The 12,507-nt window shown below is 45.0% G+C and carries 17 protein-coding genes; 8 read left to right on the top strand and 9 right to left on the bottom strand.

The genetic code is table 11. The features are described from left to right. Positions 1-12: 12 nt before the first annotated feature. The 8 genes from ptsN to L1076_RS23880 all read right to left on the bottom strand — a co-directional run bounded on the left by ptsN (position 13) and on the right by L1076_RS23880 (position 6,119). Complete coding sequence (gene ptsN / locus L1076_RS23915; RefSeq protein ID WP_038864515.1) at positions 13-459, bottom strand: PTS IIA-like nitrogen regulatory protein PtsN; 447 nt, start codon at positions 457-459, stop codon at positions 13-15. Positions 460-461: 2 nt separating this feature from the next. After that, entirely contained in the window at positions 462-749 is a 288-nt protein-coding gene (gene hpf / locus L1076_RS23910; RefSeq protein ID WP_045465378.1) for a ribosome hibernation promoting factor, read from the bottom strand. 24 nt (positions 750-773) lie between these two features. Further along, positions 774-2,240: an RNA polymerase factor sigma-54 gene (locus L1076_RS23905; RefSeq protein ID WP_039975699.1), complete on the bottom strand. Its 1,467-nt coding sequence runs from the start codon at positions 2,238-2,240 to the stop codon at positions 774-776. A gap of 50 nt (positions 2,241-2,290) precedes the next feature. Further along, on the bottom strand, positions 2,291-3,016 hold the full coding sequence (gene lptB / locus L1076_RS23900; protein WP_038864508.1) for an LPS export ABC transporter ATP-binding protein: 726 nt from the start codon (positions 3,014-3,016) through the stop codon (positions 2,291-2,293). Position 3,017: 1 nt separating this feature from the next. Further along, positions 3,018-3,512 carry a lipopolysaccharide transport periplasmic protein LptA gene (lptA, locus tag L1076_RS23895; RefSeq protein WP_237304623.1) on the bottom strand — a complete coding sequence of 165 codons (495 nt, stop codon included), beginning with the start codon at positions 3,510-3,512 and terminating at the stop codon, positions 3,018-3,020. After that, on the bottom strand, positions 3,493-4,056 hold the full coding sequence (gene lptC / locus L1076_RS23890; RefSeq protein WP_038864505.1) for an LPS export ABC transporter periplasmic protein LptC: 564 nt from the start codon (positions 4,054-4,056) through the stop codon (positions 3,493-3,495). Before lptC ends, lptA begins: the two co-directional genes overlap by 20 nt. A gap of 90 nt (positions 4,057-4,146) precedes the next feature. Next, positions 4,147-5,118, bottom strand: a complete 972-nt coding sequence (gene kdsD / locus L1076_RS23885; protein ID WP_039975700.1) for an arabinose-5-phosphate isomerase KdsD — start codon at positions 5,116-5,118, stop codon at positions 4,147-4,149. A 35-nt stretch (positions 5,119-5,153) separates the two neighbouring features. Beyond that, the gene (locus L1076_RS23880; protein ID WP_038864502.1) at positions 5,154-6,119 is read right to left on the bottom strand and encodes a calcium/sodium antiporter; all 966 of its coding nucleotides are present in this window, start codon (positions 6,117-6,119) and stop codon (positions 5,154-5,156) included. Positions 6,120-6,519: 400 nt separating this feature from the next. Between L1076_RS23880 and mlaF the strand changes: the two genes are divergently transcribed. The 8 genes from mlaF to L1076_RS23840 all read left to right on the top strand — a co-directional run bounded on the left by mlaF (position 6,520) and on the right by L1076_RS23840 (position 11,972). After that, a complete protein-coding gene (gene mlaF, locus L1076_RS23875) occupies positions 6,520-7,323 on the top strand; it encodes a phospholipid ABC transporter ATP-binding protein MlaF (RefSeq protein WP_237304622.1) in 804 nt (267 codons plus the stop codon). Beyond that, the gene (mlaE, locus tag L1076_RS23870; RefSeq protein WP_038879694.1) at positions 7,313-8,104 is read left to right on the top strand and encodes a lipid asymmetry maintenance ABC transporter permease subunit MlaE; all 792 of its coding nucleotides are present in this window, start codon (positions 7,313-7,315) and stop codon (positions 8,102-8,104) included. Before mlaF ends, mlaE begins: the two co-directional genes overlap by 11 nt. Before the next feature lie 2 nt (positions 8,105-8,106). Continuing rightward, positions 8,107-8,604 carry an outer membrane lipid asymmetry maintenance protein MlaD gene (gene mlaD, locus L1076_RS23865; protein ID WP_038879692.1) on the top strand — a complete coding sequence of 166 codons (498 nt, stop codon included), beginning with the start codon at positions 8,107-8,109 and terminating at the stop codon, positions 8,602-8,604. A gap of 3 nt (positions 8,605-8,607) precedes the next feature. After that, entirely contained in the window at positions 8,608-9,246 is a 639-nt protein-coding gene (gene mlaC / locus L1076_RS23860) for a phospholipid-binding protein MlaC (RefSeq protein ID WP_038864496.1), read from the top strand. Next, positions 9,246-9,566 (top strand): lipid asymmetry maintenance protein MlaB, encoded by a 321-nt coding sequence (locus L1076_RS23855; RefSeq protein WP_038864494.1) that lies wholly within the window; start codon positions 9,246-9,248, stop codon positions 9,564-9,566. The genes mlaC and L1076_RS23855 overlap by 1 nt, the downstream gene beginning before the upstream one ends. A 3-nt stretch (positions 9,567-9,569) precedes the next feature. Beyond that, a complete protein-coding gene (ibaG, locus tag L1076_RS23850; RefSeq protein ID WP_005432865.1) occupies positions 9,570-9,824 on the top strand; it encodes a BolA family iron metabolism protein IbaG in 255 nt (84 codons plus the stop codon). A gap of 9 nt (positions 9,825-9,833) precedes the next feature. Continuing rightward, positions 9,834-11,099: a UDP-N-acetylglucosamine 1-carboxyvinyltransferase gene (murA, locus tag L1076_RS23845; protein ID WP_038864493.1), complete on the top strand. Its 1,266-nt coding sequence runs from the start codon at positions 9,834-9,836 to the stop codon at positions 11,097-11,099. Positions 11,100-11,246: 147 nt separating this feature from the next. Further along, positions 11,247-11,972, top strand: a complete 726-nt coding sequence (locus L1076_RS23840; protein WP_038864490.1) for a 1-acylglycerol-3-phosphate O-acyltransferase — start codon at positions 11,247-11,249, stop codon at positions 11,970-11,972. A gap of 85 nt (positions 11,973-12,057) precedes the next feature. Here the strand turns inward: L1076_RS23840 and L1076_RS23835 are convergent, their stop codons facing one another. Then, the gene (locus L1076_RS23835; protein ID WP_005432832.1) at positions 12,058-12,447 is read right to left on the bottom strand and encodes a RidA family protein; all 390 of its coding nucleotides are present in this window, start codon (positions 12,445-12,447) and stop codon (positions 12,058-12,060) included. Positions 12,448-12,507 lie beyond the last annotated feature (60 nt).

The raw sequence follows: 12,507 nt of genomic DNA, 5'->3' as shown, positions 1-12,507 counted from the left end.
TGATCGCCTCGATTACTGATGAATCATAATGTCGTAGAGTTCTTCATCGCTCTGAGCTTTGCGCAGCATTTTTAACACTTGCTTGTCGCTCAAGCGTTCAGCCATAGAGGATAGTGTTTTGAGGTGTTCTTTGCACTGTTCTTCTGGAACCAGAAGCGCAAAGAGAAGGTCTACAGGTCGGTTGTCGATCGCATCAAACTCAATCGCTTCATCACATTGAAGTAATACGGCAATAGCTTTATCGCTGGATGACATTCTTGCGTGAGGGATAGCAATACCGTTGCCGATACCCGTACTACCCATCTTTTCTCTGCTGAGCATACACTCAAACAGTTCGGTTGAATCTTGGCCCGTGTTTTCAGCAACAATTTGGCTGATCATCTCTAGGGCTCGTTTCTTACTTGTACAATGGACTGCACTTTTGGTGCAGTCCAGTGACAGTATCTCGCTCAATTGCATGATTAATGACTGTTTAGTTTTTCTTTGTGCTTGTTAAGTTGACGAACTAATTTATCCACCAGCGAATCAATTGCTGCATACATACTTTCGTCATTCGATGACGCGTGGATTTCGCCCTGATTTACGTGAAGCGTAGCTTCCGCGATTTGGTTAAGTTTTTCAACTTTTAGTACAACTTGTATTTGGTTTATATGGTCGAAGAATCTATCGAGCTTCTGAAACTTTGATTGAACATAGTCTTGCATTGAATCGGTAAGATCAACGTGATGGCCTTGAATATTGATTTGCATAGACTTTCCTTTTCAGTTGGTGCCTTAAAGTAGGCGTTTACGCTGACTTGAAGGGGCGATACCCAAGGATTCACGATACTTCGCGATCGTACGTCTTGCGACTTGAATCCCTTGGTCAGCCAGAAGAGCAGCAATCTTGCTGTCACTCAATGGTTTAGCGGTATTTTCCGCTGCGACCAACTTTTTGATGAGCGCGCGAATTGCTGTGGACGAACATTCTCCGCCATTGTCTGTACTGACATGACTAGAGAAGAAGTACTTCAATTCAAAAATGCCACGTGGTGTGTGCATGAACTTCTGTGTAGTCACACGAGAAATCGTGGATTCATGCATGTCCACTGCCAATGCTACATCGTTAAGTACCATTGGTTTCATGGCTTCTTCACCATACTCGAAGAAATCTTGTTGATGTTCAACAATACATCTTGCAACTTTGAGAAGCGTCTCGTTTCTGCTTTCTAGGCTCTTAATCAGCCATTTTGCCTCTTGCAAATTGCTGCGAATATACTGGCTATCGGCACTGTTGCCTTTACCCAGTTGCGCATATTGTTGATTTACTTTCAGTTTTGGGATGCTGTCAGGATTAATGGAAACCGTCCATTTGCCATGATCTTTAAAAACGGAAACGTCAGGAATAACGTATTCGGTATCATCTGGAGTAATACGGCTGCCAGGTCGAGGGTCCAATTGCTGAATCAGCTTTAACACTTCACGTAGGTCTGCTTCTTTCAGTTTGGTCTCTTTGATGACGAGCTTGTAATCGCGATTACCAAGATGATCGATATGATCGCTCAGCACCATTTTCGCTTCAGCGAGCCACGGTGTATCTTCTGGGAAGGTCGCTAATTGCAGTAATAGACATTCTTGAAGGTTGCGAGAGGCAACGCCAAGGGGGTCAAATTGCTGAATGCGTTTGCGAACGGCTTCGATTTCATCAAGTTCAACATCTTCGTTGTCGAAGCTTTCATGAATTTCTTCTGGAGAGAGCGTGAGGTAACCGTAGTCGTCAACCGCATCAATGATGGCTAACGCGATGGTGCGGTCGGTTTCGCTAAATGGCGTTAAGTCTAACTGCCACATTAGGTAATCGTGCAGCGATTCAGTGGTTTCACCTTGATAGACCGGCATATCGTCATCAAGCGCTAAGCCTGTACTGCCAGTGTTCGCGCTGTACACATCGTCCCAAGTGGTGTCGATTTCTAGCTCAGAGCTGATTTCAGATTTTTCAATCACGTCTGAGCTATCAGGAACATCAATCTCGGCAGTTTCATTGGCACTGTTGTCTGCAGCATCGAGTGCTGATTTGTCTTCACCATTTGCTTGAGGTTCTTCTTGGCCTTCTTCAACTTCCAATAAAGGGTTGGAGTCCAAGGCTTCTTGGATTTCCTGTTGAAGGTCGAGCGTCGACAATTGCAACAAACGAATCGCTTGTTGTAGCTGCGGCGTCATGGCTAACTGTTGACCTAGCTTGAGTTGTAATGAAGGTTTCATTCAGTGTTACTTACCTTGTAATGCTCAGAATCTTACCGTTCCTAATGTAATCATAGACGGAATTGTTCACCGAGATAAACTTGTTTCACCTGCTCGTTATTGAGAACTTCATCCGGAGTTCCTGAAGCAATAAGGTGTCCTTGACTTACGATATAGGCTTTTTCACAAACGTCCAAGGTTTCACGAACGTTATGGTCAGTGATTAACACACCAAGACCACGATCGCGCAAGTGTTCAATGATTTTTTTGATGTCGTTAACCGAAATTGGGTCAACACCCGCGAACGGTTCATCCAACAAAATGAACTGAGGGTTTGCTGCCAATGCACGAGCGATTTCTACACGGCGGCGTTCACCACCTGATAGTGCCATACCCGCACTGGTGCGTATGTGCTGTATGTGGAATTCTTCCAATAAATCTTCCAGCTTATCTTGGCGCTCTTCTCGAGTTAACTCTTGGCGAGTTTCTAGGACGGCCATGATGTTGTCTTCAACCGATAACTTACGGAATATGGAAGCTTCTTGTGGCAAGTAGCCGATACCTAGGCGCGAGCGACTGTGCATCGGTAGGATACTGATGTCTTGATCGTCGATAGTGATGATGCCTTCATCACGAGGTACCAAGCCGACAATCATGTAAAACGATGTGGTTTTACCTGCGCCGTTTGGACCCAACAGTCCCACAATTTGACCAGACTCGACTTCGAGGCTCACGTCCGTAACGACCTTGCGTTTCTTGTAGCTTTTAGCAAGATTCTTTGCGCTCAGTACTGCCATATTAGTTCTCGATTTGGTTCGGTTGCAGGATGGTGGTAACGCGCTCATTCTTCGAGCTGTCAGCAACAAGCTTCTGTTGACCAATTTGGTAGCGAATTGATGAGCCCTTGATGGTGTTACTGTCTTGGGCTAGCTGTGCTTGGCCTTTCATGGTCAATTCGTCAGTAGAGATACGGTAATCCAATTCAGTAGCTTGACCACTGAGTGTTTTACCATCGTCCATCAATTGAGAGAAAGTGGCAGGTTTACCAAATGCTTGAATTTGTTTGATCGCTTCCGTTTTCGGGTCACGAGTTACAACAATTCTGTCAGCATCGATATTGATGCTACCTTGCTTAAGAGATACATCACCTTTAAAGGTCACCTGGTTACTCTTCATGTCCACCTGCTGGGTGTCTGAATTAATGTAAACCGGCTGTTGCGTATCCGACTTTAGTGCCAACGCTTGTGGCGCTGCTAATACCAATGCCAATAGGCTAAGGTGTAACGGTTTCATATCGACCTTGAACTTCATCTGTCAGAGTCGCAGTGTGGGCTTTTAAGTTGCCTTGCATTGCGCCTCCGGTAGTTTCAAATTGTGGTCCAACCAACATTACTTGTTGGTCGGCTTTAAAATCACGATTGCTTAAGTTGATGACCAACTTGTCTGTTGCCATGGTGTCAAAGCTTGCGTCAGGCAATAAGTTTTGCATGAGAACTTTGTCGTATAACGTCAGGATCTGGTCTTCATCAAGTACTGCTCTTGTTGCAGTGACCTTCCACTCAACAACGCTACCTTCACGGTAAACCATCAGTGTTGGGCTATTAAAAATCGTATCTCCACTCTTGGCGTAATGATCCAAGCTGTTGGAGCGAATGATGTAACTGCGGACACCATTTTCACCATAAGTGATATTTTCTAGTCCAGTACCACTGAACATAGGCAGTTCTAAATTAGGTGCAACCTGTATATCTTCATCGCCTTTTGGTGTCAGCAAATAATAACCACACCATGCGACAACGAAGATCAGGAGCAAATAAATAAGGCGAGTAAAACTCATAAAATAAAGGCCTTTATCTTAGCTCAGTACTTCCCTGACCATTGCCTTAATCTGTTAATCAAATTGTGTAAACATTTGTTGATGGATGGATTACATCACACCCGCTTTCAACAAATCGTGCATATTCAGCGCACCAACAATCTTGTTGTTGTCGCACAAGATCAGAGCATTGATGTTTTTATCTTGCATAAGATTCAAACCCTCGACAGCTAACATTTCTGGATGAGCCGTTGTTGGGTTTTGAGTCATCACTTCACCGATTGCTGTGGTGTGAATATCAATACGTTTATCCAAAGTACGACGCAAGTCACCATCAGTGAATATACCAAGCATAGCATCGTGCTCATCGACAATCGCGGTCATCCCTAAGCCTTTCTCTGAAATCTCAAGAAGTGCGTCGCGAATCAATGCATCTGGCGCAACTTTTGGTAGTGCATTACCAAAGTGCATAATATCAGACAGCTTGAGCAGCAATTTTCTTCCCAACGCACCACCAGGGTGTGATAGAGCGAAGTCTTCTGCAGAAAAACCACGAGCTTGAAGCAGGGCAACGGCAAGAGCATCGCCCATGACCAAAGTTGCTGTTGTGCTGCTCGTTGGTGCAAGACCAAGTGGGCAGGCTTCTTGCGGAACGGTGATTTGCAAATGCATATCCGACAATTTGGCCATGTTCGACTCAGGCTTGCCTGTCATGCTGATAATTTTGATGTTCAGACGTTTCAATACTGGGAATAGAGATAAAATCTCGTGAGACTCACCAGAGTTAGAAATCGCAATGACGATATCGCCTTCACTGATCATTCCTAGGTCACCATGCGCAGCTTCACCAGGGTGAACAAAAAACGCGGAGGTGCCTGTACTTGCAAGGGTCGCAGCAATCTTGTTGCCAATGTGACCTGATTTGCCCATCCCCATAACAACGACTTTGCCATTATTGGAAAGAATCAATTCGCAAGCTTGTTCAAACTGCGCATCAAAATACTGGTCCAGTTGTTGAAGTGCGGTCACTTCAATATCAAGAACTTGTTTAGCAGCAGCACGAAAATCAAATTGAGTGGACATATCAGAGCTCCAATTTGTCTTTACTTATTATGTTATTAAGCGGCCATGTTTGCGAATAGGTACACTTGGTAGCCTAAGAAACACACAAACAGGATTGAACCTTCTAAACGGTTGATACTGCGAGATTTACCAAGACACATTGCCACAAGCAGTAGCGATACGCCGAGCATAACCCAAAAGTCACGACCCATCGCAAATTCACTTAGCATTGAAGGATTGATGATGCCCGGTAGGCCCATTACCGCCAAAATGTTGAAAACGTTTGAACCGATGATGTTACCCACTGCCATATCGTCTTCGCCCTTTAGAACGCCCGCTAGAGATGCAGCAAGCTCCGGTAGGCTAGTGCCGATAGCAATGATAGTAAGGCCGATAACGAGATCACTCATACCAAAGTGTTTTGCAATGATGACGGCGTTGTCGACTAACATGCTTGCTGCCAAAGGTAGAAGTATCAGACCTATCACAACCCACATAACGGCTTTTGGATTACTTACACCTTCAGGGACTTCTGATTCTTGTTCATCGACAAAAGCATCACCTGCTTTTTGTTCTTTGCGGCTGATTTGCAACATGGCAAATAGGAACGCAGCAAAGAGTACAAACAGCAATACGCCTTCGTAGAAACCTAGGTGGTTATCCCAAAGTAAAATACCAGCCAGCACGGTTACTGCTATCATCAATGGCAATTCTCGACGAACCACAGCAGAGCTGATGGAAAGTGGTTTGATGATGGCGGTGATACCAAGAATTAAAGCGATGTTGGCGATGTTCGAGCCAAGAACGTTACCGACAGCTGTGTCGGTTTTACCGTCCCATGCTGCGGTTGCAGAAACCATCATTTCTGGCGCAGAAGAACCCATCGCCAAAATGGTCATGCCGATCACTAAAGGTGAAATACCGACGTTGCGGGCCAGAGCTGCAGAGCCAAAAACAAGTTTATCTGCACTCCATACAAGTATAACAAGACCGACGATAAGCAACGCTACGGCTTCGAGCATGATGATTCCTAAGTAATAAAAATAAGTGAAATGAGTAACCGCTAATTTTGACCTTTCACAGCCAAAAATGGAAGATAAACAACAAATAAATTAAAGGTTAGTAACGAAATTGTGTTTAATTGTTGCTCGATCGCGTGTTGTATTTGATACCGCTTATCTGGAGTTGAATTTAAACACCTTCCTTTGATTTCGTCATATTTTATGAAGAATTGCTTGAATTTGGTCGGCTTTATTTAATTGAACAGTGCTTTTAATTCAAGTTCAATGTGCTTATGATTGCAGCCTAATAAGTGTACCGAAGTCACTTTAGGATATTCTCGACGTAATATCTTGAAAACAATCGGGGTTGAGTTGGCTGATGACTCTGTGAGTCAAACTCACAAACAGTAGAAGAGATAGTATGTCGAACAACGATTTAGTTACCGTTAACAATCTCACTTTTTCACGAGGCGAACGTAAGATCTTTGATGGCGTTGATTTACACGTGCCAGAAGGGAAAGTGACGGCCATTATGGGGCCATCGGGGATCGGTAAAACGACACTGTTACGCTTAATTGGCGGTCAGTTGTACCCCGAACAAGGTGAGATCTGGTTTGATGGCGATAACATTCCAGCACTCTCACGTAAGAAGCTTTACCATGCTCGAAAGAAGATGAGCATGTTGTTCCAATCAGGCGCTCTGTTCACGGATTTGAACGTTTTCGATAATGTTGCCTTTCCTTTACGTGAACATACAGAACTCTCTGAAGAATTTATCCGTACTATGGTGCTGCTTAAGCTTGAAGCCGTAGGTCTACGTGGTGCCGCAAAGTTGATGCCAAGTGAACTTTCTGGCGGTATGGCTAGGCGAGCTGCTTTAGCACGCGCGATTGCGCTCGATCCCAACCTTATCATGTATGATGAACCGTTTGTTGGTCAGGATCCGATCACCATGGGCGTATTAGTTGAGTTGATCAGTAATTTGAATCGAGCGCTAGGTCTGACTTCGATTGTCGTTTCACACGATGTACCAGAAGTGATGAGTATTGCGGATTGGGTTTATTTGATGGCCGATGGCAAAATCATTGCTTTTGGCACGCCACAAGATCTGAGAGCCAATCCAGATCCACGCGTGCAGCAATTCTTGTTGGGTGATGCGGATGGTCCGGTACCGTTCCGATTTCCCGCTCAAAGTATCGAAAAGGATTTATTTGATGGTCGATAGTTTTATTCAATTTGTCGCTTCATTAGGAAGACGCACGTTGGCCATCTGTGAAGCCTTTGGCCGTGCGACACTAATGTTGGTTGGTGCTTTGGTAACCCGACCACAACCGGTCAAAAACTTCCCGTTATTAGTGAAGCAGCTTTACTCCGTTGGTGTGCAGTCTCTGGCTATCATTGTCGTATCGGGTTTGTTTATCGGCATGGTGTTGAGTTTACAAGGCTATGTCGTGCTGGTGGACTACGGTGCGGAAGGCAGTCTCGGGCAAATGGTCTCTCTATCGCTATTGCGTGAGCTAGGGCCTGTGGTAACCGCCTTGTTATTCGCTGGGCGAGCTGGGTCTGCATTAACCGCAGAAATCGGCTTGATGAAAGCCACTGAGCAGCTTTCGAGTATGGAAATGATGGCGGTAGACCCGCTTAAACGCGTTATCGCTCCTCGTTTTTGGGCAGGTGTGATTTCCATGCCACTGTTGGCGATGATCTTCATGGCTATTGGTATCTGGGGCGCTCAAATTGTTGGCGTTGATTGGAAAGGCGTTGACCACGGTAGTTTTTGGGCGGCAATGCAGTCGTCAGTAGAATTAGGCCAAGATATTGGTAACAGCATGATCAAATGTATCGTGTTTGCGATTACCGTTACTTGGATCGCTCTTTTTAATGGCTATGACGCGATTCCGACTTCGGAAGGGATCAGCCGAGCAACGACGCGCACGGTAGTGCATTCTTCTTTAGCAGTACTGGGACTAGACTTTGTACTGACCGCATTGATGTTTGGGAATTAATCATGCAACAAACACGTAAAACTGAATTATGGGTTGGCAGCTTTGTATTGGCAGGAATTTGCGCGATTCTTGTGATGATTTTTCAGGTTGCTGACGTAAAAAGCATTGGCTCTGGCAATACTTATACCCTGAAAGCTGAGTTCGATAATATTGGTAGTTTAAAAGTTCGTTCACCAGTGAAAGTTGGCGGCGTTGTGGTTGGTCGTGTGAGTGATATTACACTTAACCCTGAAAGCCTACTTCCAATTGTGAGCTTGTCGATTAACAGTCAATACAATCAATTCCCAGAAACTTCTAGTTTACAAATTTTGACTTCTGGATTGATTGGCGAGCAGTACATTGGCTTAGTTCCGGGTTTCATCTTTGATGATGAAGAAATGTTAGTTGATGGTGATACCATCGAAGACACCAAGTCTGCCTTAGTTTTAGAAGACTTAATTGGACAGGTGCTATACAGCATCGGTGGCTCCGGCGATTCTGGCAACACGAGTAAGGAATAACCCATGTTCTCTAGATTATTACTTTCTTTCGTAGCGGCATTTACTGCTTTCGGTGCAGTGGCTGCAGAAGTAGATAAAACTCAGCCTTATCAAATGATGAGACAAGTTGCGGAAGTGACATTTGATCGTTTGAAAGCTGAACAGCCACAAATTAAGCAAGATCCGAATTTGCTTAAGACTATCGTTGAAGAAGAGCTGATGCCTTACGTCAACGATCGCTATGCGGCATTAAAACTGCTTGGTCCGAACTTAAAAGGCGCGAAGCGTGAAGACGTTGGTGAGTTTATTAAGGCATTTCGTTCTTACTTGGTGACGTCTTACGCACAAGTCTTAACGCAATACACAGACCAGCAAATCGAGTTTGGCCCTGAACCTAAGTTAGACCCATCTAAGCGCATTACAAGCATTAAAGTGGATATCATCGACGCGCCGCGTCCGAACATCAAACTTGAGTTTAAATTGCGTAAAGATAAGAAAACTGGTGAATGGTTAGCATTCGATATGGTTGCAGAAGGTATTAGCTTACTTTCAAGCAAGCAATCGGAGTGGAATACAAAGATTCGTCAAGACGGTATCCTAGCGGTAGCAAAAGATCTTGAAAAATTGGCGGCACAGCCAATTCGTTTCGAGGCAGCAAAGTAATGGCGCAGTCTCATTCTCAGTGGCATTTACAATCAGATATTCTTAAGCTTACAGGGGCGTTGGATCGAGATACCGTGCCTTCTTTGTGGGCCGTTGCGCAGCGATGGCAGCCATCTCAAACCGAGTTAGAATGCTCGTTAGAAGAGATTGAGCGCGTCGACTCTGCGGGAATGGTGATGTTAATCCACTTATTAGAGCATGCAAAAAAACAAAACTGTCATATAATGCTCAGTTTCGTGCCGGCGCAATTGCGCACTTTGTTTCAGCTGAGCAACGTTGAATCTTTAGTGGCCAAACATATACAGAATTATCAGGGGTAAATTGTGGATAGCGCAAAAGTACAACAGTTACTAGAAGAAGCACTAAACCTTCAAGAAGTGCATGTAAAAGGTGAAGGTAGCCACTATGAGGTGGTTGCTGTTGATGCTTGTTTCGATGGAATGAGCCGCGTTAAGAAGCAGCAGTTAATTTACGGTCCTCTGATGGATTACATCCAGCGTAACGACATTCACGCGCTATCGATTAAAGCGTTCACTCCAGAAGAGTGGGCTCGTGATAAAAAGCTAATGTCGCTTTAAGGTTTATTGATGGAAAAGTTTCGAGTTATTGGGTCAGATAAACCACTGGTTGGTGAAGTGACCATTTCAGGTGCAAAAAACGCAGCACTGCCGATTTTGTTTGCGTCTATCTTGGCTGAAGAGCCAGTAGAGGTGGCGAATGTGCCACACCTTCGTGATATCGATACTACTATGGAACTGCTTAAGCGTTTGGGCGCAAAAGTAAGCCGTAATGGTTCTGTTCATGTCGATCCAAGCAGCATCAACGAATACTGCGCACCTTACGACTTGGTGAAAACCATGCGTGCATCAATCTGGGCACTTGGTCCGCTGGTGGCTCGTTTTGGTAAAGGTCAAGTTTCTCTACCTGGTGGCTGTGCGATTGGCGCTCGTCCTGTTGATTTACATATCACAGGTCTAGAGCAGCTTGGCGCAACGATTACACTAGAAGATGGTTACGTAAAAGCAGAAGTGGACGGCCGTCTAAAAGGCGCTCACATTGTGATGGACAAAGTGAGTGTTGGTGCAACGATTACTATCATGTGTGCGGCAGCGTTAGCGGAAGGTACCACAACGCTAGATAATGCAGCGCGTGAACCTGAAATCGTTGATACAGCAGACTTCCTAAACAAGCTTGGCGCAAAAATTTCAGGCGCGGGCACAGACACCATCACTATTGAAGGTGTTGAGCGTTTAGGTGGCGGTAAGCACAACGTTGTGGCTGACCGTATCGAAACGGGTACGTTCCTTGTTGCTGCGGCTGTTTCTGGCGGCAAAGTTGTGTGTCGTAACACCAACGGTCACTTGTTAGAAGCGGTACTTGCGAAGCTAGAAGAAGCGGGCGCATTAGTAGAGACTGGTGAAGACTGGATTTCTGTAGATATGACGGACCGTGAACTGAAAGCGGTAAGCATTCGTACTGCCCCACACCCAGGTTTCCCGACTGACATGCAAGCACAATTCACGCTATTAAACATGATGGCGAAAGGCGGCGGCGTAATTACTGAAACGATCTTTGAAAACCGTTTCATGCACGTACCTGAACTGATGCGCATGGGCGCAAAAGCGGAAATCGAAGGTAACACAGTCATCTGTGGTGACGTAGATTCTCTAAGTGGTGCGCAAGTAATGGCCACTGACCTACGAGCTTCGGCAAGTTTGGTGATTGCAGGTTGTATCGCGAAAGGCGAAACCATCGTTGATCGTATTTACCACATCGATCGTGGTTACGACAAAATCGAAAATAAACTGTCTGCTCTTGGCGCAAATATTGAGCGCGTGAGTGAGGCGGGTTAAACTGCATCGCAGTTGACTTCGATATAAAGAGAGCCGAAACTCAGGTTTCGGCTTTTTTATGTCGCGCTCTCTTTCATAGCTGATGACTATGTCCAAAGAACCAACAATAGCTGTATCTGGCGTAAAGCCGGTTCCTGGAGAACAACAATGATTGCACTATTACGTGTATTTGCTGTCGCAATTTTCGCAATTGTGATGTTTATTGGTGGTTGTGGTTACTGCCTATTAAGTCCTCGAAATCCTAAGCACGTTTTCACTTTTGGCCGCTTGTTCGGCAAGATGTCTCGTGTGTTCGGAATCAAATTAGAATTACGAATTCCTGAAGATGCTTACTCTCGTGGTCAGCATGTTTACATCGCGAACCACCAAAACAACTGGGATTTGTTTACTGTATCTTCAGCAGTGACACCAAAAGTCGTGACGGTAGGTAAAAAAAGCTTAGCGTGGATGCCACTATTTGGTCAGCTTTACTGGCTAACGGGTAACATTTTAATTGACCGTGGTAACCGTTCTAAAGCTAAGGGCACTATTGATCAAGTAGTTGATAGCATTAAGCAGAGTGACGTTTCAGTATGGATGTTCCCAGAAGGGACGCGCTCACGTGGCCGTGGCTTACTGCCATTTAAAACCGGCGCATTCCATGCTGCTATCGGCGCAGAGGTGCCAATCATTCCGATCGTGTGTAGTTCAACTGATCACATTAAATTGAACCGTTGGAATAACGGTCATGTCATCATTGAAATGCTGCCACCAATCAGCTCTGAAGGCTATGGCAAAGAAGGCGTTCGTGAACTTGCAAACACCTGTCGCGATCAAATGAAAGCGAAGCTAGAAGCGCTGGATGAAGAAGTAAAACAGCGTAATGCCGCTTAAATTGAAATAGAACACTGCAACAAAAAGACAATAAAAAACGGGTAGCCTAAGCTACCCGTTTTTTTATGTTTCTTAGCAAGCGCAATTATTTACGAACGGCGATTGCTTCAATCTCGATGCCAACATCTTTTGGTAGGCGAGCTACTTCGACACAAGAACGTGCTGGGTAGTTTGCTACTTCGTGCTCATCGAAGAACTTGCCGTAAACTTCGTTCACAGTACCGAAGTCGTTTAGGTCTTTAACGAATACCGTCATTTTTACGATGTCAGTGACTTTGAGGCCTGAAGCTTCAACCACTGCTTTCACGTTTTCTAGAGATTGACGTGCTTGCTCTGCGATGTCCGCAGACACTTCACCTGTTGCTGGGTTTACTGGGATTTGGCCAGAAGTTAGAACCATGTTACCTAGATCTACGCCTTGAACGTAAGGACCGATTGCTGCTGGTGCAGACTCAGTGTGAAGTACTTTCGTCATTTGAATTGTTCCATCTGTTTAGGGGAATAAAGAGTGTACTCAAACAATTTGAGCGTTCTT

The organism is Vibrio sp. MMG023, from assembly GCF_021654215.1.
In the GTDB taxonomy this organism is placed as follows: Bacteria; Pseudomonadota; Gammaproteobacteria; order Enterobacterales; family Vibrionaceae; genus Vibrio; species Vibrio jasicida.
Note: the sequence above shows the minus strand (reverse complement) of the source record. Positions and strands in the feature narration are given on the sequence as shown.